The organism is Microcoleus sp. MON1_C5 (assembly GCF_036701875.1).
Taxonomy (GTDB): domain Bacteria; phylum Cyanobacteriota; class Cyanobacteriia; order Cyanobacteriales; family Microcoleaceae; genus Microcoleus.
Map to the genome: position 1 here is coordinate 1 of NZ_JAUBRN010000017.1, position 23,443 is coordinate 23,443.

The 23,443-nt window shown below is 46.8% G+C and carries 20 protein-coding genes and 1 pseudogene; 14 read left to right on the forward strand and 7 right to left on the reverse strand.

What is annotated here, in order from left to right; translation table 11 throughout:
- Positions 1 to 169 precede the first annotated feature (169 nt).
- Complete coding sequence (locus QUA71_RS10860) at positions 170 to 1,030, forward strand: FAD-binding domain-containing protein (protein ID WP_333284773.1); 861 nt, start codon at positions 170 to 172, stop codon at positions 1,028 to 1,030.
- Positions 997 to 1,548, forward strand: coding sequence for a hypothetical protein (locus QUA71_RS10865; protein WP_333284775.1), 552 nt, complete (start codon positions 997 to 999; stop codon positions 1,546 to 1,548). Before QUA71_RS10860 ends, QUA71_RS10865 begins: the two co-directional genes overlap by 34 nt.
- A gap of 100 nt (positions 1,549 to 1,648) precedes the next feature.
- On the opposite strand, the gene QUA71_RS10870 is transcribed toward QUA71_RS10865, so the two are convergent.
- Complete coding sequence (locus QUA71_RS10870; RefSeq protein WP_333284777.1) at positions 1,649 to 2,188, reverse strand: cyclic nucleotide-binding domain-containing protein; 540 nt, start codon at positions 2,186 to 2,188, stop codon at positions 1,649 to 1,651.
- Between the two features lie 148 nt (positions 2,189 to 2,336).
- On the opposite strand from QUA71_RS10870, the gene QUA71_RS10875 reads away from it, so the two are divergent.
- From QUA71_RS10875 to QUA71_RS10910, 8 genes are all read left to right on the forward strand, one after another.
- Positions 2,337 to 2,633 (forward strand): hypothetical protein, encoded by a 297-nt coding sequence (locus QUA71_RS10875; RefSeq protein ID WP_333284779.1) that lies wholly within the window; start codon positions 2,337 to 2,339, stop codon positions 2,631 to 2,633.
- Positions 2,634 to 2,918: 285 nt separating this feature from the next.
- Positions 2,919 to 3,956 (forward strand): hypothetical protein, encoded by a 1,038-nt coding sequence (locus tag QUA71_RS10880; RefSeq protein ID WP_333284781.1) that lies wholly within the window; start codon positions 2,919 to 2,921, stop codon positions 3,954 to 3,956.
- Positions 3,957 to 4,237: 281 nt separating this feature from the next.
- Entirely contained in the window at positions 4,238 to 4,567 is a 330-nt protein-coding gene (locus QUA71_RS10885; RefSeq protein WP_333284921.1) for a hypothetical protein, read from the forward strand.
- The gene (locus QUA71_RS10890; RefSeq protein ID WP_333284782.1) at positions 4,560 to 4,901 is read left to right on the forward strand and encodes a type II toxin-antitoxin system PemK/MazF family toxin; all 342 of its coding nucleotides are present in this window, start codon (positions 4,560 to 4,562) and stop codon (positions 4,899 to 4,901) included. The genes QUA71_RS10885 and QUA71_RS10890 overlap by 8 nt, the downstream gene beginning before the upstream one ends.
- 64 nt (positions 4,902 to 4,965) lie before the next feature.
- Complete coding sequence (locus QUA71_RS10895; protein ID WP_333284785.1) at positions 4,966 to 8,085, forward strand: SMC family ATPase; 3,120 nt, start codon at positions 4,966 to 4,968, stop codon at positions 8,083 to 8,085.
- 470 nt (positions 8,086 to 8,555) lie between these two features.
- On the forward strand, positions 8,556 to 11,864 hold the full coding sequence (locus QUA71_RS10900) for a PAS domain S-box protein (protein ID WP_333284787.1): 3,309 nt from the start codon (positions 8,556 to 8,558) through the stop codon (positions 11,862 to 11,864).
- Between the two features lie 159 nt (positions 11,865 to 12,023).
- Positions 12,024 to 13,898 (forward strand): adenylate/guanylate cyclase domain-containing protein, encoded by a 1,875-nt coding sequence (locus QUA71_RS10905; RefSeq protein ID WP_333284789.1) that lies wholly within the window; start codon positions 12,024 to 12,026, stop codon positions 13,896 to 13,898.
- Positions 13,899 to 14,018: 120 nt separating this feature from the next.
- Entirely contained in the window at positions 14,019 to 14,621 is a 603-nt protein-coding gene (locus QUA71_RS10910; RefSeq protein WP_333284791.1) for a Uma2 family endonuclease, read from the forward strand.
- 9 nt (positions 14,622 to 14,630) lie between these two features.
- On the opposite strand, the pseudogene QUA71_RS10915 reads toward QUA71_RS10910, so the two are convergent.
- The 4 genes and pseudogenes from QUA71_RS10915 to QUA71_RS10930 form a co-directional block, all read right to left on the reverse strand.
- Positions 14,631 to 14,810, reverse strand: a pseudogene (locus QUA71_RS10915) (YebC/PmpR family DNA-binding transcriptional regulator); the annotation flags it as partial.
- A 257-nt stretch (positions 14,811 to 15,067) separates the two neighbouring features.
- Complete coding sequence (locus tag QUA71_RS10920; RefSeq protein WP_333284793.1) at positions 15,068 to 16,636, reverse strand: hypothetical protein; 1,569 nt, start codon at positions 16,634 to 16,636, stop codon at positions 15,068 to 15,070.
- Positions 16,637 to 16,792: 156 nt separating this feature from the next.
- Entirely contained in the window at positions 16,793 to 17,560 is a 768-nt protein-coding gene (locus tag QUA71_RS10925) for a YebC/PmpR family DNA-binding transcriptional regulator (RefSeq protein ID WP_333284795.1), read from the reverse strand.
- A gap of 144 nt (positions 17,561 to 17,704) precedes the next feature.
- Positions 17,705 to 18,343 carry a histidine phosphatase family protein gene (locus QUA71_RS10930; protein WP_333284797.1) on the reverse strand — a complete coding sequence of 213 codons (639 nt, stop codon included), beginning with the start codon at positions 18,341 to 18,343 and terminating at the stop codon, positions 17,705 to 17,707.
- Positions 18,344 to 18,406: 63 nt separating this feature from the next.
- Here QUA71_RS10930 and QUA71_RS10935 point away from each other — a divergent pair, with 63 nt between their 5' ends.
- Both QUA71_RS10935 and QUA71_RS10940 read left to right on the forward strand, forming a co-directional pair.
- On the forward strand, positions 18,407 to 18,679 hold the full coding sequence (locus QUA71_RS10935; RefSeq protein WP_333284799.1) for a BrnT family toxin: 273 nt from the start codon (positions 18,407 to 18,409) through the stop codon (positions 18,677 to 18,679).
- Positions 18,666 to 18,887 carry a hypothetical protein gene (locus QUA71_RS10940; protein WP_006631027.1) on the forward strand — a complete coding sequence of 74 codons (222 nt, stop codon included), beginning with the start codon at positions 18,666 to 18,668 and terminating at the stop codon, positions 18,885 to 18,887. The genes QUA71_RS10935 and QUA71_RS10940 overlap by 14 nt, the downstream gene beginning before the upstream one ends.
- A 537-nt stretch (positions 18,888 to 19,424) precedes the next feature.
- On the opposite strand, the gene QUA71_RS10945 is transcribed toward QUA71_RS10940, so the two are convergent.
- Complete coding sequence (locus tag QUA71_RS10945) at positions 19,425 to 19,631, reverse strand: hypothetical protein (RefSeq protein WP_333284802.1); 207 nt, start codon at positions 19,629 to 19,631, stop codon at positions 19,425 to 19,427.
- A 434-nt stretch (positions 19,632 to 20,065) separates the two neighbouring features.
- Between QUA71_RS10945 and QUA71_RS10950 the strand changes: the two genes are divergently transcribed.
- Entirely contained in the window at positions 20,066 to 20,422 is a 357-nt protein-coding gene (locus QUA71_RS10950; RefSeq protein WP_333284803.1) for a DUF4864 domain-containing protein, read from the forward strand.
- 7 nt (positions 20,423 to 20,429) lie between these two features.
- On the opposite strand, the gene QUA71_RS10955 is transcribed toward QUA71_RS10950, so the two are convergent.
- Complete coding sequence (locus QUA71_RS10955) at positions 20,430 to 21,131, reverse strand: class I SAM-dependent methyltransferase (protein ID WP_333284805.1); 702 nt, start codon at positions 21,129 to 21,131, stop codon at positions 20,430 to 20,432.
- A gap of 331 nt (positions 21,132 to 21,462) precedes the next feature.
- On the opposite strand from QUA71_RS10955, the gene QUA71_RS10960 reads away from it, so the two are divergent.
- The gene (locus QUA71_RS10960) at positions 21,463 to 23,328 is read left to right on the forward strand and encodes a polysaccharide biosynthesis/export family protein (RefSeq protein ID WP_333284807.1); all 1,866 of its coding nucleotides are present in this window, start codon (positions 21,463 to 21,465) and stop codon (positions 23,326 to 23,328) included.
- Positions 23,329 to 23,443: the final 115 nt, after the last annotated feature.

A 23,443-nucleotide genomic window follows, 5' to 3' on the forward strand; every position in this document is an offset into this window, starting at 1 on the left:
ATCAGTTGACGTGCCATAACTCATCACCTCTCAACATTATCTTTATTCTATGCAACTTCATGTAAAATTGGTATTACCAGGAGCGAAAAGCAATTTAGGGCGATCGGGCAGGCACGCCCCAACAAATAGCTTTAACATGAGGAAAGAATAGCAGGCGCTTGAAAAAACAATGAGTCAGGACATGAAGCGGGAATTTGCCAGCCGCGACGAATTAATTGCCTACGTGCGTGAACAGTTCCCCGAAGCCGCCGCCCGGGACAGCAGCGTACCCCCAACCCCAGGCGGGCGGAAAGCAGCCGAGACAGCCCTGCAACAAGTCGATCCCGGCAAGTACGCCTCAACCCGCAATTTCCTCAACGGTGCGATAACCCGCTTGTCGCCCTATGTGCGCTACGGAGTTTTGAGTCTGGCGGAAGTCCGGGATGCCGTGCTGGAGAAGGTGCGGCATCGAGAAGAGGCCGTAAAACTCGTCAACGAGTTGGGTTGGCGGGATTATTGGCAGCGACTGTACGCGGAATTGGGCAACGGGATTTGGCAAGACCGGGAACCCTACAAAACTGGCTACACTGCTAAAGATTACAGCGAAACTCTGCCGGAGGATGTCATCGAGGGATCGACTGGTTTGGTTTGCATCGACAGTTTCAGCCGCGAGTTGCGAGAAACTGGTTATTTGCACAATCACCAGCGGATGTGGACTGCCGCTTATCTGGTACACTGGCGCCGCGTGCGCTGGCAAGCCGGAGCTCGCTGGTTTTTGCAACATTTGCTAGATGGAGATCCGGCGAGCAATAATCTTTCTTGGCAGTGGGTAGCAAGCACTTTTAGTCACAAACCTTATTTTTTTAATCGGGAAAATTTGGAGCGTTACACTAAGGCTGTTTATTGTCGCGATTGTCCTATGTACGGGCAATGCGATTTTGAGGGAACTTACGAATATTTGGAAGGGCAGTTGTTTCCTCATGGAGAAAAGGTCGGTCGCAGCGGCGGTTCTAAAAGTTGGCAAGACTTTCAAAAGCGCCGGAAAAATTAAGGAAGTTCGGCAACCGATTCACTTTCTTCGGATTTAACGGATTTAACACCAATTACCAATTACCAATTACCAATTCCCAATTCCCAATTCCCAATTCCCAATTTATGAACAATCCGATTATTTGGCTGCACGGCGACTGTTTGAGTCCTGAAGGCCCGGCTTTTAAAGCGCACCCAGAGGCACCGGCAATCTGGGTTTGGGATGACGCGCTCATTGATGAATGGCAGTTGAGTCTCAAACGAATGGTGTTTATTTACGAATGTTTGCTGGAGTTGCCGGTAGTTATTCGGCGGGGCGATGTGGCTGCGGAAGTTATAGCTTTTGCTAAAGAATCCGGCGCGAATCAAGTGGTGACTGCGGAAAGTCCCAGTCCTCGGTTTCAGGATATTTGCCGGGAAATTAAGCGATCGCACCCTGTAGAAGTTTTGCCACCCGAACCTTTTGTCCGCTACGATGGTTACATTGATTTGAAGCGTTTTTCCCGCTATTGGCGCGTCGCTGAAAAATATGTTTTCTAATTGTAATTGGGGATTGGAAATTGGAAATTGGAAATTGAAAAGAGGTGTTCTTTTCTCTTGTTCCTTCTTCCTTCTTCCTTCTTCCCTCTTCCCTCTTCCTTCAACTCCCCTTCAAACGCTCCAACAGCCATTGAAATCTCGATGCCGCCAAATCTGGATTTTCGACATTTTCCGGGATAGCCCCCTCGTCGTCGGGCTCTTGATATATTAAACCATCACTATCATCGCCGAAGCGCTGGACTGTACCCCGCAGTCTCGACGACAGAAATTTGGTAATCGCCCGATAAAACCGCAGGGAAAAAAGCACGTCTTGCTCTAGTTTTTCAGTTAGCAGCCGCCTCGGAATTGACAGGATGAGGCACTCTTCAATTGCCGTGACGGTAGCAGAAGGAAGCCTCCCGTCTACAAAAGACATTTCGCCCAAAACTTCCCCGGCAATAATTTTTCCAATTTCTTTGTCGCCCAAAGATGATACAGCAACGCTCAAAGTTCCCTCCAGAACTATGTACAGGGCGTCTAATGGCTTACCTTCGGTGATGAGGGTTGTGCCGGGGAGGATTTGGGTGCGGGTGCCGTTGGCGAGCATCCAATCGATGTCGCGATCGCTCAATTCGCCTAAAATGACTAGAACTTTGCTCATAAAGTCAGGTTGAGATGAGATAATTTGTATTTTTTTACTTGTTTAGTTGCGTGCTGTTGTTAGATGGTCAGACCCTGAGCGAAAGCGAAGGCTAAAATTTACAAATAGAACACTAAATTTTACACAATTTTCATAATATTCAGTAATTTTGATACGATCGAGCCACAAATATTTCTCGGATCGGTGGTATTATTCTACATTAATTGTCACGGACTGTGCAGCAGCCGATCGCGTTGTTTTAACTGCACTTGCTTTGGACGGCGGGGCTGCCAAAACTGTTTTGAAAGCTTGTTGTCTCTTGATTTCGAGCTGGTGCGCCCTCAAAAACCGGATTTTTCCGGCGTGGCTGCGAGTGCAGCGCCCCCAAGTACACTATTGTAGAAGGCCAGCCAGACGCGCGATCGACCTCTCAATTAAACAGGAGCAAGGGTGCAATCATCCCTAGGATTGATTTTTTGGCGATCGATCTGTAAATTAAAATTAGCCTCTAAACCCACCGTCCGTTCTTGAATCTAATCAGCTTGAGAGTTGACTATTCAACGGTAAAATGGCAATCTAGGAACAACACAACTCATATTTGTGTCTTTTTTTAGGAAAGCTCTTGACGGTCGCCCTCAAACACTTACACTTTTAACACACCCTTCATTGAGGAGTATCTATGAATAGTCTATTTTCCAAGTCTACTTTTGCGTTAATAAATCTTGCAGCTTTAGCTGTTTGTTGCAGTACCATGTCAGCGAAAGCTGAAACTGGCAACTTGCCCGATGTCGCTACAACTGCAACAATAGCCGCTCAAAATATTGACCAAATTTCTGAGCCGACAGCAACTTCAGCAGTTAAGCCCGACGCAGAAACAACGGCTAGTAATAAAAAAATTGATTCTATCACTTGGAGCGAACTAACAGAAGCGGCAGAGCCAGTCGCCTCTGAACCGGCAGCCAACTTGCAAGTATCTATTGCTGCACCCGAAAAATCGGAAGCAGCAACATCTGAAATTGCTGAGACAGAAACAGCGCAAAATACCTCTATTGCTGCTGAAACTGAAAATTCGGAAGAAACTGCTAAAATTGCTGATAATGGTGTCGAAGTGCAGTCAACAGTCGAGACTGCCAAAAAGAGCGATCGACCTACCTCAATTGTTGCCGAGAGCCATAATCTGGAAGTAACAGCAACGAAGGAAGAAAAAGAAGCCCAAACAGCACAAGAAGTGTTGAGCAATCCTGTCAGCACTTCCGCCTCAGCATTGACAAACCAACCGAAAGTTGCTGAAAAACCGGCAACTGCCTCAGAAGCAACTGAAAAAGTGGCTCAAGGAACTCCAATCCGACCAGGCCGAGCCACCCGTTCTGGGCCCAGCTACGTCGGCATTGGCGGGAATCTAGGTTTTGGCGGAGCTACAGCGTTAGGCGAAGGTTCATTTACGATTATTAGCAAAATCGGTTTGACGAACAATTTGTCGGTGAGACCGACTCTTTTGTTGCGCGACAAGTTAACTGTTCTAGTTCCCCTTACCTTCGATTTTGTATCTCAAAATGCCGTCGAAGTCAGCGAGGAATTTGTGATTACTGCGGCTCCTTATGCAGGTGCTGGCGTGATAGTTTCTACCGGCAAGGACGGTCATTTTGGCTTCCTGATCTCAGGGGGTGTAGATGTGCCGCTGTCGAGAAATTTTACAGCAACAGCGGGACTGAATCTTGGTTTTATCGACGGAGCTGAAGCGGGATTGTTAGTCGGTGTCGGCTATACGTTCCCTAATGTTGCCAGGTAGTGTTGCTGTTTGAGCAAACGCAGGACAAGTAAATAGGCGTGGGGTTGGCTGTAGGAATACAGTCAACCCTTTTTGATGATGGAAAATCTGCCTATGCGATCGATGTAGGGTACGCCACAAGCAGAGAGCGCCGAGATTGATTTTTGTGAAAGATATAATGATGGTTGGATCGATCTGAGATGTTGCGTCATATTCAATAAGCTCTTTATGGACGGGCAGGATGCCCATCCCACAATCAAATTCACTCTTTGTGGAACAGGCCGGAAAGCCTGTTCTTGAAAATGGTGCAAGATATGGGATCGATCGCACTTTCTCACCCACCACCCGAAAAAATCATGACCAAAACAGAAATCTTAGCAGCACTCAAAAACCTGACAGCAGAAGAACGCCTAGAAATCATTGAAGCAGCTTCGCGGATGATGCGAGAAGAAATAGAAGAAAAAGCCCAGCGCAAAGCCGAGAGAAAGCGGAGACTCAGAGCAGCAGCAGAAGCAGCAGTTCCTTTGTATGAACCAGGAGGGCCGCTGCACGATTTGTGGTCGCCCGACAGCGAACCGTATTTCGATTCCGAGGAAGAATACCTGAGCGCAGGGGTAGAAACTAATGCGTAAGGGCGAAATTTGGCTTCTCAGACTAGATCCAACGGTGGGAGATGAAATTGGCAAAACTAGACCTGTTGTGGTTGTCAGCGATGATGAAGTGGGAAATTTGCGGCTCAAAGTAATTGTTCCAATTACAGCATGGAACGATCTTTTTTCCCCACTTGATTGGATGGTGCAGCTCGAACCGACATCAGAAAATGGCTTGGCGAAACTCTCCGCCGCTGATACTTTTCAAGTCCGTTCCGTTTCCCAACAAAGATTGGTCCGACAACTCGGAACCCTGTCCGAGACAATTATGGAAGAAATTGCAGAAGCACTGACAATTGTTCTGGATCTGGATTGAATAACTAGGCAACAGCGTACAAATAGTGTTATTTATAAATAGATTGTATGGCGCGATGGCCTAAATGATTCCTATACAACTTACACTCAAAAATTTTCTCAGCTATCGCGAAGCTGCTTTAGACTTTCGCGGCCTGCACACTGCTTGCATTTGCGGGCCTAACGGTGCTGGCAAATCCTCCCTCTTAGAAGCCATATGCTGGGCACTTTGGGGCTGTTGTCGCAGCGATACGGAAGACAATATCATCCACATTGGCGAAACTGATGTGCGCGTTGATTTCACTTTCTCCACCGGCGGCCAAATCTACCGGGTGATTCGCAACCGGCGGCGCGGACAATCGGGAAGTGTGGAATTTCAAGTCAGCTTGAATTCAGCCGTGACCGAGGAAAAACTTAATTTTCGCACGCTCACAGACAAGGGCCTGAGAACAACTCAGCAAAAAATCCTCGAACACATCAAACTAGATTACGATACTTTCATCAACTCGGCGTATTTGCGGCAGGGGCGAGCTGATGAATTTATGCTCAAAAAGCCGATCGAACGCAAACAAGTTTTAGCCAACCTGCTCAAACTCGACTCCTACGATACTTTATCCGAACAAGCCAAAGATACCTCCAAACAATTTAAAGCTCAAGTCGAAGTGCTCAAACAGAGTTTGCAAACCGTACAAGAGCAACTGCAACAAAAAGAGACCATCGCCTCCGAACAAACTCAATTGCAGCAAGCAACCGATTTGCTCCAGCAGCAGCAGCAAGCCGATACAACCGAGTTACAGCAACTGCAACTCCAGCACCACAACCGCCAAACTTGGCAAAAACTCCTCGCCGGCCACCAGCAACAGCACTACAATATCACTCAAGAATGCCGCCGCTTGCAGCAAGAACTCAGCGCAGCCAAACAGCAGCAAAATGAGCTGCAAGCCCTCCTAGGGCAAGAAAAGGAAATAACAGCAGGCATCGCGTATTTCCAGAGCTTGCAAGCCACAGAAGAAACTCTGGCGGGCAAATTTAAGGCAAACCAACAAGCCCAAAATCAGCGCCAGCAATTGCAAGAACAGCAACGGCAAGAACTGAGCTTTTTGCAAAGCAAAATTCAGCAGTTGCAAGCTCAATTAGAGGTTTTAGAACAAGATGAAAAAGATGTTCTGGAGATTCTCAAACAGCAGCCGGAGGTTGATAAAGGACTCGCACAGTTGCAAGCAGTTCGATCGCGCCTCAACGAACTAGAGCAACTGCAACTGCAAGTTTCGCCGCTGCTACAACAGCAGCAGCAAAAGCAACAAAAGCTCGATCGCGCCCGCGCCGGTTTAACCGCCCGCTTAGACGAAATCAACCGACAGGTGCAAGTTCAGCAGCAGCAGCGACAACCGCAATTACAGCAGGAAATCTCGGCCATCGCCAATCAAATTTTGCAGTTGGAAAACAAGCGAGTTTATCAGCAGCGAGTCCGCGAAAAAGGTCAAGAAAGGCACGACTTTCTAGGAAACCTGCAAGCCAAAAGCCGCGACTATCAAACCAGACTCGCGGAGATCGACCAAAAACTGCAACTGCTGCGGAAACATGAAGGAGAAAAAACCGCAGGCGAAGATAAAGCCTCGAATTTTGCGGAAAACGAGCCATCGAATTCGCCTTTAATGGTGCGGGATGCAAATTTTGGCAATTGTCCTTTGTGCGATCGACCTTTAGACGAACACTACTGGAACTTGGTAGTCACAAAACACCACACCCAACAGCAGGAAATCTGGAACCAACTGTGGGTAGTCCGCGAACAGTTGGCCGTCTCCGAGCGCGAAATTCAAGTTCTCAGACATGAATACCGCGAACTAGAAGAGGAATTAGCGCCCTACCAAGAATTGCGGGAACGCCGCAGTCATTTACAAGCACAATTAGATAGCCTCGGCCAAGATGAAAACCGCCTGCAAAGTATGCGTCAAGACGCGGCAGAAATAGAGCGGTTGCTACGCACCGGCGAGTATGCAGCCGATGATTTGGACCAACTAAAGCAAATCGAACAGCAACTGCAACAGCTCAATTACAGCGATAGCAGCCACTCCCTCGCCCGCAGCGATGAAAAGCGCTTGCGGTGGGCGGAAATTAAGCAAGCTCAAATCAAAGACGCTCAGCAGAAACTGAATAAAATTAATGCCCGCCGCCCGGATTTGCAAACTCAATTAGCCACAGTACAGCAACAGTTAGAACAGCAAAAAAATAGCTCGGAAATACAGCAGCAAATTCTGTCTTTAGATAGATACATTGCGGAAGTTGGCTATAATTTGGAGCAGCACGAACACGTGCGGAGCGAAATGCGCCGATCGCAGTTTTGGATCGCCCGCGCCGAAAAACTGCGAGCGGCCACTCAGCAGTACCCGCAAGTGCTGCAGCGCGTTAATGAAATAGCAAATTCCATCGCCGTGCGCGATCGAGATTTGCAAGCTGTCAGCGCTCAAACTTCAGCGATGAACCAGCAATTGCAAGAACATCCCGATCCCACAGCCCGCATAAGTGCGATCGAACAGCAAATCAGTCGCCGCCGCCAGCAGCTAGACCAACATTTGGGAAGCCTCGGACGCCTCCAGCAGCAGCAACAAAATCTAGAAACTCTGCAAGTTCAGCTAGTAGCTCAAAAAGAGCAAATGCAAGTTGCAAAACGCCAGCAGCGAGTTTATCAAGAGTTGGGTCAAGCCTTTGGTAAAAACGGCATTCAAGCTTTAATGATTGAAAATGTTTTGCCTCAACTTGAAGCTGAAACCAATCAGATATTGTCGAGATTGAGCGCGAATCAACTGCACGTTCAATTTATTACTCAGCGGGCTGCTGCTTCTAAAAAAGCAACTAAATTGATTGACACCTTAGACATTTTAATTGCTGATGCTCGCGGTACTCGCGCCTACGAAACTTACTCGGGCGGTGAAGCTTTTCGGATTAATTTTGCGATTCGGCTGGCGCTGGCGAGACTGCTGTCTCAGCGGGCGGGCACGGCTTTGCAAATGTTGATTATTGATGAGGGATTCGGAACTCAGGATGCTGAAGGGTGCGATCGGCTGATTGCTGCAATTAATGCGATAGCCTCCGACTTCGCCTGCATCCTCACCGTTACCCATATGCCCCACCTGAAAGAAGCTTTTCAAGCCAGGATTGAAGTAAGCAAAACTGCTCAGGGTTCTTCCATCAGCTTGTCAATTTAAAAGGGTTGACGAGCCGGATGAAAGGAGGAGAAGAAAAAAAGTTGAAAATATCAGTATTTTTACCTTCTGTTTTCTTTCCCCCTTCGCTATTTTCACCTTCTGTTTTCTGGATAAGTGCCGAATGTCTTTGGTTATACTAAATTCCCCAAAAGAAGGCAATTGTCTGCCCGTGTCCCAAACCATAATGGAATCAGTCATTGCCGATCTAAAATCTAAAATCTAAAATGGTATTAGTCGTCATTTCCAAAAAGAAGGCAATTGTCTGCCCGTAGTCCAAACCATAATGGAATCAGTCATTGCCGATCTAAAATCTAAAATGGTATTAGTCGTCTCCCCCGTCGGCTTTTGTGGGCTGCTGACTTTGTTAAAAAAGCTAAATTGAAAATAAAATTATAGAATAAGAATGGCTCAAGCTATTTATAAATTTTTATTGTTCTGTCCCCTCCCTGGGAATTTGGATATTGCCACAGATGACAACAGACTCTTTCCACCTGTCTCTCCTAGAGCGGGCGATCGCAGCGTCGAGCAACAGCATCCTCATCGCGGATGCTCGCAGGCCTGACATACCTATTATCTACTGCAATCCTGCTTTTGAGAAACTGACCGGTTACAGTGCCCAAGAAGTTATTGGACGCAACTGCCGATTTTTGCAGGGCCCCGATACAGATCGGGCCGAATTAGATAAACTCCGCAGCAGCTTGCGATCGGGAACGGAAATTCAGGTAGTTCTAAAAAATTATCGCAAAGACAAAACTCCTTTTTGGAACGAATTAATCGTTTCGCCCATCCTAGACAACGAGGGAAAATTAACTCATTTTATCGGAGTTCAGAACGATATTAGCAAAAGAGTAGCAGCCGAAACAGCCCTGCAAGAAAGCGAAGAAAGATTGCGGGCGATCGCCACTGTGACTCCCGTTCCCATGTCAATTACGCGCCTAGAAGACAGCGTTATTTTGTATGCAAATCCTGCCCTCGGGGAAAGTTTAGGTTTGAGTTCCGAACAACTTATCGGACGCAAAAAAATTGAACTTTATGCCAATATCAATGACCGCCGTCAATTGATAGAATTAGTCAAACAAAACGGCTTTAGCGACAGCGAACAAATCTGCCTTAGGAAAGCAAACGGCAGTTTGTTTTGGGTGAAAATGTCGATGCGCTCGATTAATTTTAACGGCGAAGCAGCAATTTTATCGGCATTTTACGATATTACCGCCCGCGTAGAAGCAGAAACAGCACTACGGCAAAGCGAAGCGAGATTTCAAAAACTAGCCGCCAACGTTCCCGGGATGATTTATCAATTTCAGTTAGCAGCAGACGGCACTATGTCATTCCCCTACGTCAGTTCCGGCTGCCGCGAACTCTGGGAACTAGAACCAGAGGTACTCCAAAATTCAGCTATTCCCGCTCTAGAAATGATTCATCCAGAGGATGCGCCAAGCTTCCAGGAATCTCTTGCTATCTCTGCTAAAACTTTAGAGCCTTGGCGGTGGGAAGGCAGATTTGTTTTTGCGGGCGATCGGATTAAGTGGGTTAGCGGGGCTTCCCGGCCAGAACCCGGCGAGAAAGATGACATTATTTGGGACGGCTTGTTGATTGACATTAGCGATCGCAAACTTGCAGAATCAGCACTGCGGCAAAGCGAAGCCAGATTCCAAAAAATGGCCGCCAATGTGCCGGGAATGATTTATCAATACTTGCTGCATCCCGACGGTTCCGATGAATTCATTTATGTCAGTTCAGGCTGTTGGGAACTCTACGAATTAGATCCAGAAAAAGTTCAAGAAAACTCGGATTTAATGTGGTCAACGGTGCATCCAGAAGACCTAAAAGTCCTTTTAGAATCAATCGCAATTTCCGGCGCAACTTTAAAACCTTGGATATATGAAGGGCGGCTCGTAACGCCATCGGGAAAACTGAAATGGATTCGCGGCATTGCCCGCCCGGAAGCGCAACCTGGGGGCGATATACTGTGGGAAGGGGTGACAATCGACATCAGCGATCGCAAGCTAGCAGAAATCGCCCTCAGCGAATCAAAAATGGCCCTGCAACAAGCCAATCAAGAACTTGAAAAGCGCGTCCTAGAACGCACGGAAGCCTTGCAAACATCCCAAAATATGCTGTGGTCGGTAATCAACAACATCCCTCAGTTAATTGCCTGGAAAGATCGAGATTTAGTTTACTTGGGAGGCAACACAAACTTTGCCAAAGTCGCAGGTTTCAATCACCCCAGTGAAATCGCTGGTCTCACCGACTTCGATATGCCTTGGAAGCCCGAAGAAACCGAAATTTTTCGAGCTTGCGACCGTCGCATCATGGCAACAAACACCCCAGAATATCACATCATAGAATCCAAAATGCAAGCCGACGGCACCCAGTGCTGTCTGGATACAAATAAAATACCTTTACACGACAATTCCGGCAATGTTGTCGGCATTTTGTCTACGTTTGAAGACATCACAGATAGGCTTTCCCTAGCAGCTCAAGTCCGGGCCAGCGAGGAACTATTTCGCACAATTTTTGAAGATGCACCCATCGCTATCTACTTAGCCAATTTAGACGATAACAAGTTAGTGCGAGTCAATAAAACTTACTGCGAAATGCTGGGATATACCGCCGAAGAATTGCTGAGCAAAACATTTATAGAACTTGGGCACCCCGAAGATTATTCAAAAAACCTCGAAGTTGCTCATTATCTTGAGCGGGGAGAAACTAATAGCTATCAAATTGAAATCCGCCAGCTTGCCGCTACAGGTAAAATTGTTTGGGTAAACGTGACAGCTACTTTGATTCGAGACGCCGAAGGAAAAGCTATTTACAAATTAGGGATGATTGAAAATATAACTAACCGCAAAATTTCCGCCGCAGCACTCCAAGCTTCAGAATCTCAATTGAGAAAACAAGCAACCCAATTGCAAGAAGCCTACGAACAGCTACAACACGCTCAAATCCAATTAGTTCAATCCGAAAAAATGTCTAGCCTCGGTCAGATGGTGGCTGGCATCGCCCACGAAATAAACAATCCCGCAACTTTTATTAACGGCAATATTTCTCACACATACAACTATTTTCACGATTTAATAGAGCTATTGAATCTCTACCAGGAATGCTACCCGTCCCCAGTTGCTCAGATTTCTGAAAAAGTTAAGGACTTAGAGCTCGATTTCCTGAAGGAAGACTTGCCCAGGATGCTAAACTCCATGAGAGTAGGAATAGAAAGAATTAGTAAAATTGTGTTATCGCTGCGGAATTTTTCGCGACTGGATGAATCAGAAATGAAGTTGGTAGACCTTCATGAAGGAATTGACAGTACGCTGTTAATTTTGCAGCACCGATTGCATCATGGAAGTAAAAAAAGCCGGATTGAAATTATTAAAGAATACGGAAAAATCTCGAAGATTCACTGTTGTGCGGGGCAGTTAAACCAGGTATTTCTCAACATTATCAGCAATGCGATCGACGCTTTAGAAAGCCAACCGCAACCTCGGACGATCGTGATTCGCACCCTGATGAAAAAAGCTGACCTGAAAAGCCACAGTAAAAACCAGCTCAGTGATTGCGATCGCATTGTAATTTGCATCGCCGACAGTGGCCCGGGAATGAGCGAAGACGTTCGCAAGCGGCTATTTGACCCGTTCTTCACCACCAAGCCCGTAGGGGCTGGAACCGGCTTAGGATTATCCATCAGCCATCAGATTGTGGTAGAAAAACATAAGGGAAGCCTGCGGTGCATCTCAGCGCCCGGCCAGGGAGCGGAATTCTGGATTGAAATCCCCTGCTGAGCGATCGTCCATTAATCTAAAAGTTTAAATATCTAACTTTTAATTCCCAATTGCCGTCGGTGCTTGAGTTATCAGGGTTTTGAATTAACCGCACTCAGAGGCCGGAACAAATCGCACTCAGCGGTGTGCTAATCTGCTGCCCTTATTCGCTAGGCAATTATGCTGAAAAAACTACCTTTATCCTGGTCTCGCTACATTCCAGCCGGGTTGACGCTGGCTTTGGGTGTCGGACTGTCGGTTCTGGCATTCGCCTTGGTTTGGGACTGGGAAGACAAGCGCCGCGACTACGAAATGCAGCGTCGCATCGACGATATTTCGATCGGCATCGAACGCCAGCTCAACTCCGACTTCGATACTGTTCTAGCCCTCAGCGACTACATGAAAGCCTTCAGCGCCGTCGAGCGTTCCTCTTTTGCCCGGTTTGTCGCCCGGCCCCTATCCGTCCACCCCAGCCTGCAACTCCTGGCTTGGGCCCCCCGCGTCCCGAATTCGCAGCGGCGCAACTACGAAACCAAAGCTAGAACCGAAACAGAGCCCAGCTTCGAGATTACAGAGCGCGGCCCGCGAGGAGAACTCCGCAAGGCCCTCCAGCGTTCCGAATACTTCCCGGCGTTCTACGTCGAACCAACAGCCGGAAACGAGACAGTATTAGGCTTTGACCTCGCCTCCCACCCAAAAATCCGCGTCGCGCTCGATCGAGGGCGCGATACAGGGGAAATGATTATCACCAACTACATCGGCCTAACTCAGGGCAATTCCCCGGAACTGGGTCTTTTGGCCATAGTTCCGATTTACGAAAACAGCAGTAAACCCACTACCCTAGAATCGCGTCGCCAACTGCTACAAGGATTTGTTCTGGGCGTATTTCGAGGCAAAGATATTTTCCAAACCTCTTTAAAAGGACGCAATACCGACTACCTCAATATTTATCTCGTTAGCGAGGCTCCAGACAAGCAAGAAGCACCGTCGCTGTTACCCCAAACGGGCAACCCGGTTCTCAAAAATCTCCCTGCTGAGCCCCAAATTCAGCAATTTGCGGTGCAGTTCCAATCCGCGAGCCAACAAGTCCTTCCAGCATCAGCCACTGTTGACCGAGCCCTGATGCAAAACTGCCCGATTCTTGACAATCCAGGCCCGAACTATACAGCTTGCAGAAGGCGGCTGAAAATTAGCAGCCGCCAGTGGTCTATGTACGTGTCTGCAACGCCGGAAATTCGCAGGATTCGCAAGCACTGGCGCTCTTGGGGAACTCTGACGATGGGGATGCTGTGGACTCTGATTCCGGTGACATATATGCTGACATCTTTGAGCCGCACCGCCCAAATCGAAAAGCTAGCCCGAGAAAGAATTCGCCAAGCCGAACAGTTGCAGGCTGCTTACCTACAGTTGGAACTCGAACAAGCTAAATCCGAGCAACTGCTGCTGAACGTTTTGCCGGCAGCGATCGCCCTGCGTTTGAAGGACAATGAACACAATATCGCCGAAAGTTTTGCGGAAGTAACTGTGATGTTTGCCGACATTGTGGGGTTTACAGAGCTTTCGTCGAGAATTTCAGCGACGGCGGTGGTGGAAGTGCTTAACGATATTTTTTCGGCTTTTGACCACTTGGCCGATCGCCACGGTTTGGAGAAAATTAAGACTATTGGTGACGCTTACATGGTTGTCGGCGGTTTGCCGACGCCCCGAGAGGATCACGCCGAGGCGGTTGCGAACATGGCGATCGATATGCTGCACGAAATTAGGCTCCTGAGTTTAGAACATTCGGAACCTTTCAGCATTCGGATTGGGATTAGCAGTGGCCCTGTCGTTGCCGGCGTCATCGGCTTAAAAAAGTTTATTTATGACCTCTGGGGCGACACAGTAAATATTGCTTCGCGCATGGAATCCCACGGGATTACTGGCTGCATTCAAGTCACCACCGAAACCTACCAGCTATTAAAAGATAAATATACTTTTCAGAAGCGCGGCGCCATTCAAGTTAAGGGCAAGGGATACATGGTTACTTATTTGCTGACTGGGAAAAAAGATTATTGACCCCGCCCAAAAACGGATACAAGCATCCGATTCCCCGATCGACTAAGACTTTCGATCGCCAAGCTAAAATAGTGTAAGCTCCAGGTATTCTATCACCCCTGCACCAACTGAGAAAAAACTATGACGACGCTGCTAATTCAAACCGAAAGCGTCCCACTGACGGTCAATTTCCCTGCGATCCAATCTATGACTGTTGAACAGTTCTATGAATTCTGTCTAGTTAATCGCGATTTGAGAATTGAGCGTACAGCCAGTGGGGAAGTTATCATTATGTCACCCGCTTTTTCAGATACAGGCAATCGAAACGGTAAGATTGCCCTACAATTGGGGAACTGGGCAGAACAAGATGGCACGGGTGAAACGTTTGACTCCAGTGCCGGCTTTACCTTGCCGAATGGAGCAACCCGCTCCCCCGATGCCTCATGGATTAAACTAGAGCGTTGGAATGCCTTAACTGAAGAACAAAAAGCCTCATTCGCACCGATTTGTCCAGACTTTGTGATTGAATTGCGGTCTGCTAGTGACGCTCTCAAGGGATTGCAAAACAAGATGCAAGAATATATTGACAACGGTGTATCGCTAGGCTTTTTGCTCGATCGCAAAAACAGAAAAGTCTACATCTACCGTCCCGATCGCGAACCTGAAATCTTAGATAATCCTGAAACAGTCAGCGCAGATCCAGAGTTACCGGGATTTGTCTTGCGGATGGCAAAAATCTGGTGATTTAGATCGTTACACCATACTCAAAGACATCAATTCATCTGTCATTTCAAAATTAGCCGTCACGCTTTGCACGTCATCCAAATCTTCCAGTGCATCCATTAACTTAAGGAGCGATCGAGCTTTTTCAGGAGTGTCTATTTCCACTGTATTGCCCGGAATCCAGCGATTTTCCGACTGCAAAACTGCAAATTTTTTTTGTTTCACATGACACTCCCCGCTCTTTCATAGACGGGGATTCTTGGTTCATAGAGCCCTTATTTTTTAGCTCGAATCACTAAATCAATTAACTGTTATCGTCCCAGAGTTGTACCCCATTCGCTTGAGCCAGTTTATGAGCATTGGATTTGACATTTCCGGGCGTGAACGCACGGGGGAGTTTGCGATCTAGCTTAGACTTCAGTTTGTGCTTCAGTGGCTTCCGATACCGCATTCTAGATAGAAGTTGGCTAGGCTTGCTTTTGAGCTTGCTTTCTTTTGCTCAAAACAGCCCGTTGAATTGTCAGCAAAATTTTTCCCTCTTGTTCATTAATTTCACCGTCAGCCTCGATCATCTCAGTGCATCGCTTTAAAAGTGGTTCGGCAAAGTCGAGTTCGAGTTGTTCGAGTAAAATATCCAACTTGGGAGGCAATTTAGACTTATTTTTCACAGATTCAATCTCAGCTAAAGACTTGGGATTTAAATTGGCAGCTTGTAATTGGGGTAATAACTCATCCCATCGGGTGAATTTTTGGGTGGTATAGACGACATACACCAAAATCCAATCCATCACCGTTTCTTGTGCGATCGCTTTCTCTAAATATTGCTCACTTTCCGCTTGCAAGACTTCTCGTAAATCTTCGAGCTTGGTTTCGATTTTCGAGGAATCGAGATGCGCTTCATAAAACCGACAAGCACCGTATCCCAGCGCGTAAATCATTGTCGCACTGGCGCTAGCATTAATCACCGCACCCGCCAAGGGGATATTGCTGACCAGCGTAACTCCAGCTTCGATCGCTAAATTGCTCCCCAAGGATAAACCGAAAATAGCGACAACTTCTTTTTTGCGATCGCTCGATTGCAAATCCATTCCATAGGCGGCAGCTATTTGATAAACCAACTCGGCGGATAACGCCGTCATTGCCGCTAAATCCATACCAGCTAATGCCAAAGCTGCGCCCGGAACTAAACTGCTAACCAAGCCACTTCCTGCAGCTAGCAAGGCTTTTTCCACCATTAAGCGATGTGCGATTTCTTGAGGTTTCTCGTGAGGATATTGGCGCTGCAACTCTCGAACTTGCCCCTCGGCAGTCACTACATCAACTTTATCGATCGCACTGACTAACCAATCAATTTTGAAATTTTCAGTGAGTTTTTTCAGGATAGGACTCTGGGAAATCAAACCGAGGGCTGAATCCAAAAAATTGGGAAATTGGAGTGCTGCACTTCCGGCATTGCCTACCGCATTGCCTACCGCACTCGCGGTATTAACAACAATCTCACCTCCAGCACTGCTTGCTGCATTCCCCACCGCACTCGCGGTATTAACGATCGCACTTCCGGCATTGCCTACCGCATTCCCTACCGCACTCGCAGTATTAACAATCGCACTTCCGGCATTGCCTACCGCACTCGCGGTATTAACAACAATCGCATCTCCAGCACTGCCTACTGCATTCCCCACTGCACTCGCGCTATTAACAATCGCACTTCCAGCATTGCCTACCGCACTCGCGGTATTAACAACAATCGCATCTCCAGCACTTCCTGCTGCATTCCCTACCGCACTCGCGGTATTAACAATCGCAGTTCCGGCATTCCCTACCGCATTCCCTACCGCACTCGCCGTTGCAGAGACGGCTCCGAACACCGAACCGAACCAATTGGATTTATCCCCTGGTTCAGCCTGCACCTCCGATTTGGATCGATCCTTGGTTTCTGCTACTTCGGTTACTGAGAGAACTTCTTGTGAGTGGGTGCTGTCTCTTTTGCTTTCGTTGTTATCTAGCATGGCTTTACTTTGGGGTGACGTTTTCATTGCAGCTTTTTCAGCAATGCGTTGGATTTGACACTCCCCACTCGCGTACAGATAGGGATTCGTTTCCTGGTAATAGTGTAGCGCCATCGTCCCGCTGGCGAGTTCTCGTCTTTTGCAGTGCCAGCAGGACGCTCCCCATCCCTCATCTTTAAAGCATTAAACCATGACCGAAGACATCAATTCATCGGTCATTTCAAAATTAGCTGTCACGCTTTGCACATCATCCAAATCTTCCAGTGCATCCATTAACTTAAGGAGCGAGCGAGCTTTTTCAGGAGTGTCTATTTCCACTGTATTGCTTGGAATCCAGCGATTTTCCGACTGCAAAACTGCAAATTTTTTTTGTTTCAAAACATCAGCCAGTTGTTCCAAACGAGCCACACTTGTAAATACCTCTGCACCTTCAGTATCCTCATCAATTAATATCAAATCATAAGATTCCGCAGCCGCCTCTAGCGACGCTTCAAACAATTGTTCCTCATCAATCGGGCCGCGTACAGTACAAACTCCTTTGTGGTCGAACATCCAGCCCACACAACCAGTTTCGCCCAAGTTGCCGCCATTTTTAGTAAAAGCTTCTCGCAAGTCAGCCGCTGTGCGGTTGCGGTTGTCTGTCAGCGCTTCAATTAGAATAGCAACCCCGCCAACGCCGTAACCTTCGTAGCGAATAGCTTCTAATTCGGAACTTCCCCCCGCTAAGCCGGCACCTTTGGCGATCGCCCTTTCTATGTTTTCATTAGGAATATCTGCCGCCTTGGCTTTTTCAATAGCCGTCCGCAGTTGAAAATTGCCAGCGGGATCGGGAACTCCGCTGCGGGCCGCGACAATAATTTCGCGAGATATTCGAGCAAAAACCTTGCCTTTAACCGCATCAACTCTAGCTTTTTGGCGTTTAATATTCGCCCACTTACTGTGTCCAGCCATACCGATTTGAGATTTGAGATTTAAAATTTGCGATCGAGATTAAACAATAACACCCAGATTCGCACAAATCCAATTAACGTAGGGTACACCTCGGCGCACCTTACACAAATAGCATAAAATGCGATTTTTCGCACGAATCTAACTTTAATTAAACCGGAGCACCGTTTCAGAGTCACTCAGGTGAGAAGTATCGCCATTAAGTGCGATCGACCATTCTCCCTCACCCCGCACCACTTTCACCAAACAGCACAAAGAAGCGTTAATTTCCGTTTCAACACAGCCAGCCAGCCCGATCGCAGTTCCTAAAACCGACGCACCGTGACCTACTAATAACATATCTTCGGGAAACTCAGCCGCGAGGCGTTTAGCAGTTTCCCCCGCCCTTTTGAAACAAGCTTCCCCAGTTTCGGGATAATTAGCAATACCGCCTTTGTAGGAAGCATCTATCCTGGGAAAACGCCTGCACAAAGCTTCAACGGACTCAGTTTCTGGCATTTCTGGCATCCATTCCGGATTCAGCCATTCGCACAGTCCCCACTCTAGTTTAATTGACAAATCGAGAGCTTCGGCCGCGTGATTTGCTGTTTGGACAGTTCGCAGAAAAGGGGAAGCAAAAATATGAGAAATTCCTTCACCTTTGAGGCGATTGGCTAGTTGTTTAGCTTGAACGTGACCGTCTTCGGAAAGGTGGGGGTCATAGGGGCGTTCTGCGGTGAGAAACCAGTCGGGGTTAACGAAGTCGATGCGGTTTCCGTGTCGTGCGATCCAGACTGTTTGTGGCATGAGTTGGTTTGAGTTTTGCTTCTAGGTGTAATATTATATCAAAGATGCTGATTTTTGCTCTTTATGAAATTCGAGTGGGATCAAAACAAGGCTGCGGTAAATTTGTCCAAGCATGGCATCTCATTTGAGGAAGCCAGAACGGTTTTTGACGATCCCCTCTACGTCGATTTCTACGATCCGGATCACTCTGATGAAGAAGATCGCTATATTATTGTTGGAGAGTCCCAGCAAGGTAATTTATTGATAGTGTCGTATACAGAAAGAGCAGATTTTATTCGTTTGATTAGCGCCAGGAAAGTAACACGAGTGGAGCGAGAAGTTTATGAAGAAGGATGAAACAGGGATGGACGATGATCTTCGGTCGGAATATGATTTGAGGAAGTTGAGTGTAAGAAGGGTAGGATCGGGACGAAAGACCTTTGGTGGTGTTAATATTCGTTTAGAACCGGATGTTGCAGAGATGTTTCCCGATTCTGAAGCAGTAAATGAAGCTCTACGGTTTTTGATTAGAATTACTAAAGAAAACGTGGTGTCGGAGAAATAAGCTTAAAGTCTTTGTAGCCACTTTCCCAAGGATAAATTAATTAGAAACTCCAAAATATAAGATTCATGTGTGGCTGAGTTATCTCAGTTACATAGTGTTTTAAATGCCAAGTTTGAGCTTCCCAATCAGAAGCAGAATAACGAGAACCCACCGGCCAGTGGCGAAGATAGGAATACTCATCTATTTTGCTAAGAGATAAAGCATCATTCTGCTTTCGGTTATAAATCGCCCTTCTCCCAACCCTGTTACAGTTATCTCTGCAAGGGAAAAGAGGTAGCCATAACATGAGTGCTGGTCTAATATAACCTTCCCTTGCTCTTCTATCTACACAAATCTGAGCGCCTAGTTTACTTTTACCTTTACCATAGCTAATGCTTTGAGAGCGAATTATTTCTTGCATACGGGTGTCAAATCTGAGAATATTCTCCCGATTATCTGCTGTTCGTCATCAATAAACTTCTTGAGTAGATTCCGAAACTCTCTGGGTGGATTCGGTATATTATCAGTGCTTTCTCTTGGATGATATGTAATTTATACTTATGAAATATGTTGAGTATCTACATCTTTCAGTTGTAAATTTAAGTGGTTCTCAGAAAGAACGATCGCAAATTGCAAAAACTGAAAAAATAGCCCGTGATATTTCCTGTCGGTAAAATTATCTCTGTGAAATTTTGGCGCAATTGCTATTAAGCGAACTGGTCGATCGTAATCCACGCGATCGGCAAAAGGTTTGTGTTCTAACAAAGCATCGTAATCACGGGTTAACTGCTGAACGACCTATCTATCTTCGCCGTTTTTCAACTCTAGCACAACTAACCGTTTATTCTCGTCCACCGCTATAATATCGCATCTTTGCTCGTTGACAGTGAATTGCCGCTTAATGACCGTCAAACCGAGCAAACTTTGCAAGTGAACTTCGACAAAATCCTCTAAGGCTTCTTCATTGGCAAATTCCCACCCCGACCCTGTTTTCCTCTATGCGGCGCTGCTTAGCATTTTGACAATTCTTAAAGTCTTTAACCAATTTTACCGCTAATGTCTGTAGTCCGCCGGGGGTTTAAATAAACCCCGATCGCCCTGACAGCTTCCCAGCCATCCCGCCACACAATCGCCTTTAAGTGGGAGCGCTATAATAGTAACTATTCCACACTCCCATCTGTTGACAAATCATTAAAAATATGCTCATCAGTGAAAGCGATCGCGCTACCATTCGCTCAGTCGTAGAACAGCAACTGCAAGCATTTCAAAAAGACGATGCTGCGCTCGCTTTTTCCTTCGCCAGTCCCGGAATTCAGCAGCAGTTTCGCACAGCCGAAAACTTTATGCACATGGTAAAAATTGCCTATGAAGCTGTCTACCGTCCGCGCTCGGTATTATTTGAAAACCTCGGCACTGTAGAAGGGATTCCCGCTCAGCCGGTGCTGTTGCTGGACTCGGAAGATATCCCCCTCAGAGCCATTTATCTCATGGAAAAACAGTTGGATAAGAGTTGGCGAATTAATGGCTGTTATTTGGTTTCCCTTCCCGAAGAATAAGTTATGCTTACTTTTCGGCTGAGCTTTTTTTGCTAATTCGCAGCATCTTATTACCGCTCTTTTGAAACTCATAAGGAGCCTCTTGAATTTCTACACTAAAACTTCTCTTTTTCAATTCGGTGACGATCGGGTTTAAGTGCTCGGATTCCTCCCCGCTAAAACTCTGCAATAGAGGGAAGACCCGGACTTCCTTCGCAACCCGACACATTTCTGTAATTGCTTCCAGATGAAATTCTTCCGAAAGCAGGTGAGAATAAGCAAATAAGAAATGGCTGCACAAAGCTAAATCGAATTGACCGTTCTCGAAAGGCAAAACTGGCAGCTCAGCAGTCATGTAGCGGCCTTCCTGCAAACCAGAGGGAAAATCTTCTAAAAATTCCTGCATCGCCTTCATTCGCACTTCGCCTAGCTGGTACGGCGATTCAAAATTGTTCCACAGATAGCCGTCTAGATTTGCCTTAACCCCATCAATGACAGTTTGATATGTTTCTTGGATGCGATCGCCAATTTCCACCCCAGTAAACTGATAAACTGGATCGCAAGAAATTACCTTTTTACCTTGGCGAGTCATTTCGGCATTGAAACTTGCCGGGCCGGCGGCACAATCAAGAATGTTTAGCTTGAGGTCACTTGAGGTCAAGCTAAACATTCCTATGTATTCATCCAAGCAGCGTCCCCAGGGAATTACTTGATCCAGTTTTAGTGACACTTGTCTTTGTCCTGCAGAGAGAATTATTTAACATTTTACCTCAAATCAGGGCGTTTTTTTTTATCCATTTCTTTGGCGGGTTGATTTGTATCCCGACTTATGTATAAAGAATTTTGCTCAAACGAGATCCTAATTCTGATAACAGTTGGCGGGCTTTACAGTTTCTTTACAAACAAGGTGCAAAATAGTTAAGTGCGATCGCACAATTTTTATGCTTCCACCTGTGGATTTTGCAGCGAAGCGAGGCTACACTGGACAGCAGGGAAAATAAACTAAAATCAACTAGCTAAATTGCTCTCGTTCATTGGCAGGCTGCAACCAGGGAAGAAAGATGAAACATACCATTCAAACCGCTACAAGTCTGAGTTTGTCAGCACTCCTGGTGCTATTGAGTTCGCTGCCCAGTATAGCTCAGTTGCCTGCCGTCAGAACTCCTGCAGGCACTCCTAACCCAAACAGGCCGAGAGTACCGCCGCCGCCTCTTCCGGGTTCGAGTTTGCCGGCGAGTGGCAATTCTGGTTCGCTGACACCAGAAGCAGCTTATACTTTAGGCCCGGGCGATCGCATTGCTTTAGATATCTTCGGCGTCCCTGAATTCAGCAAGGAATATCAAGTGTTAGTTGACGGGACGCTCAATTTGCCAATCATTCGCAGCGTCTCAATTCAAGGGTTGACGCTGCAACAAGCCGCTAACGTGATTACCCAGCGATACGAACCCTTCATCAATGTTCCCGTTGTTACCGTGACTGTGATCGTCGCTCGCCCCCTAAATATAGGTCTTGCGGGTGAAGTTACTCGCCCGGGTTCCTACAAGATTAATCCCACTAGAGAAGGAGGAGGAGTAAAATTCCCGACTTTGATGGAAATGCTGCAACTTGCACAAGGGGTGACATCAGCAGGAGATATGCGAAATGTCCAAATTCGCCGTCCCCGCAGAGGCGGGCCGGAGCAAGTTACTACTGTAGATTTGCAGGATTTTTTAGAGACGGGAAATTTGCGTCAAGACGTTACCATTCGAGATGGAGATACAATTTTTGTACCGACAGCAAGGGCCCTGAATACTCAAGAAGTTCGTCAAAGAGCCAGTGCTAATTTTTCCGCTGATATTACTAAACCAATTGGCGTGGTAATTGTCGGCGAGGTAAACAGGCCTGGGCCTTATACTATATCTGCTGCTGATTTGCGATCGACCAACCAACAAACAGAACTGAGTTTTGTATCTATCGAGCAACAGCAAGGAGCCGTTGTAGGTTTACCAACAATAACTAGAGCACTCAAAATTGCTGGTGGTATTACTACAGAAGCGGATATTCGCCGCGTACAAATCCGCCGCCGAATTAGAGGAGGTACTGAACAAACTATCATGGTAAATCTTTGGGATTTGCTGCAAAAAGGTGATGCTACCCAAGATGTTTTGCTGCAAGAAGGAGATAGCGTGATTATCCCGACAGCATCTACTGTAGACTTAGCTGAAGTTTCTCAAGTCGCAAATAGCAGTTTTTCTCCGAACGCGATTAGCATCAATATTGTAGGAGAAGTAATTAGGCCTGGGGCTTTGCTGGTGCGACCCAGTACATCCCTGCACCAAGCTTTGCTGACTGCAGGCAGTTTCAATCAATTGCGGGCTAAAAAAGACAAGGTAGAACTATTGCGTTTGAACCCCAACGGTACTGTTTCTCGCCGCACGATCGAGGTAGATTTTGCTCAAGGGTTGAATCCTAATAATAACCCAACTCTCCGCAACAGTGATGTGATTCTCGTAGCGCGATCGGGCTATACTAGGGTAGCAGACAATATCAGCACATTCTTGCAGCCGATCGCCGGAGTTGCAACTGGGATCAGCGCTGTTAGCGGCGTTTTTACTGGGTTTCAAGCAACTATCAACGCTTTTCAAAACTTATTTTTGGGAGGAGATTTCGAGCGGCGAAATCAGCTCAGACAGCTTCGCGAACAACGTCAAGACAGACAAGAGCAACGTGAAGACAGACTGCTAGAAAGAGAGCTACAACGTGAAGACAGACAGCGGCAAGCTGAAGACAGACTGCTGCAACTTGAAGACAGAAGACTGGATCTTGAAGACAGACAGCGGCAAATAAATCTTGAGAATCGGCGAATTCAGATCGAGGAGCAGCAACTTCTGCTCCAAAATCAGCTGCAGCAAATGCAGCCACAGCAAATTCAGCCAACTACTCCTTGATAAGACTCGGGCTTTGAAAGTTAGTCGCCCTCTTTATGAATCGGCGGTTGAAACCGCTGCATAGAGTCAAACTTTCGTCCGAGCAAAGGGGGACTAAGAAATAAAGGGGGTATTA

Excerpts from the sequence above, each read along its gene's own strand:
- QUA71_RS10870 (WP_333284777.1), bottom strand. The coding sequence starts at position 2,188 with ATGAGCAAAGTTCTAGTCATTTTAGGCGAATTGAGCGATCGCGACATC.
- QUA71_RS10910 (WP_333284791.1), top strand. The coding sequence starts at position 14,019 with ATGACGACGCTGCTAATTCAAACCGAAAGCGTCCCACTGACGGTCAAT.
- QUA71_RS10935 (WP_333284799.1), top strand. The coding sequence starts at position 18,407 with ATGAAATTCGAGTGGGATCAAAACAAGGCTGCGGTAAATTTGTCCAAG.
- QUA71_RS10930 (WP_333284797.1), bottom strand. The coding sequence starts at position 18,343 with ATGCCACAAACAGTCTGGATCGCACGACACGGAAACCGCATCGACTTC.
- QUA71_RS10895 (WP_333284785.1), top strand. The coding sequence starts at position 4,966 with ATGATTCCTATACAACTTACACTCAAAAATTTTCTCAGCTATCGCGAA.
- QUA71_RS10890 (WP_333284782.1), top strand. The coding sequence starts at position 4,560 with ATGCGTAAGGGCGAAATTTGGCTTCTCAGACTAGATCCAACGGTGGGA.
- QUA71_RS10925 (WP_333284795.1), bottom strand. The coding sequence starts at position 17,560 with ATGGCTGGACACAGTAAGTGGGCGAATATTAAACGCCAAAAAGCTAGA.
- QUA71_RS10960 (WP_333284807.1), top strand. The coding sequence starts at position 21,463 with ATGAAACATACCATTCAAACCGCTACAAGTCTGAGTTTGTCAGCACTC.
- QUA71_RS10940 (WP_006631027.1), top strand. The coding sequence starts at position 18,666 with ATGAAGAAGGATGAAACAGGGATGGACGATGATCTTCGGTCGGAATAT.
- QUA71_RS10860 (WP_333284773.1), top strand. The coding sequence starts at position 170 with ATGAGTCAGGACATGAAGCGGGAATTTGCCAGCCGCGACGAATTAATT.
- QUA71_RS10905 (WP_333284789.1), top strand. The coding sequence starts at position 12,024 with ATGCTGAAAAAACTACCTTTATCCTGGTCTCGCTACATTCCAGCCGGG.
- QUA71_RS10885 (WP_333284921.1), top strand. The coding sequence starts at position 4,238 with ATGGTGCAAGATATGGGATCGATCGCACTTTCTCACCCACCACCCGAA.
- QUA71_RS10920 (WP_333284793.1), bottom strand. The coding sequence starts at position 16,636 with ATGAAAACGTCACCCCAAAGTAAAGCCATGCTAGATAACAACGAAAGC.
- QUA71_RS10950 (WP_333284803.1), top strand. The coding sequence starts at position 20,066 with ATGCTCATCAGTGAAAGCGATCGCGCTACCATTCGCTCAGTCGTAGAA.
- QUA71_RS10900 (WP_333284787.1), top strand. The coding sequence starts at position 8,556 with ATGACAACAGACTCTTTCCACCTGTCTCTCCTAGAGCGGGCGATCGCA.
- QUA71_RS10880 (WP_333284781.1), top strand. The coding sequence starts at position 2,919 with ATGTCAGCGAAAGCTGAAACTGGCAACTTGCCCGATGTCGCTACAACT.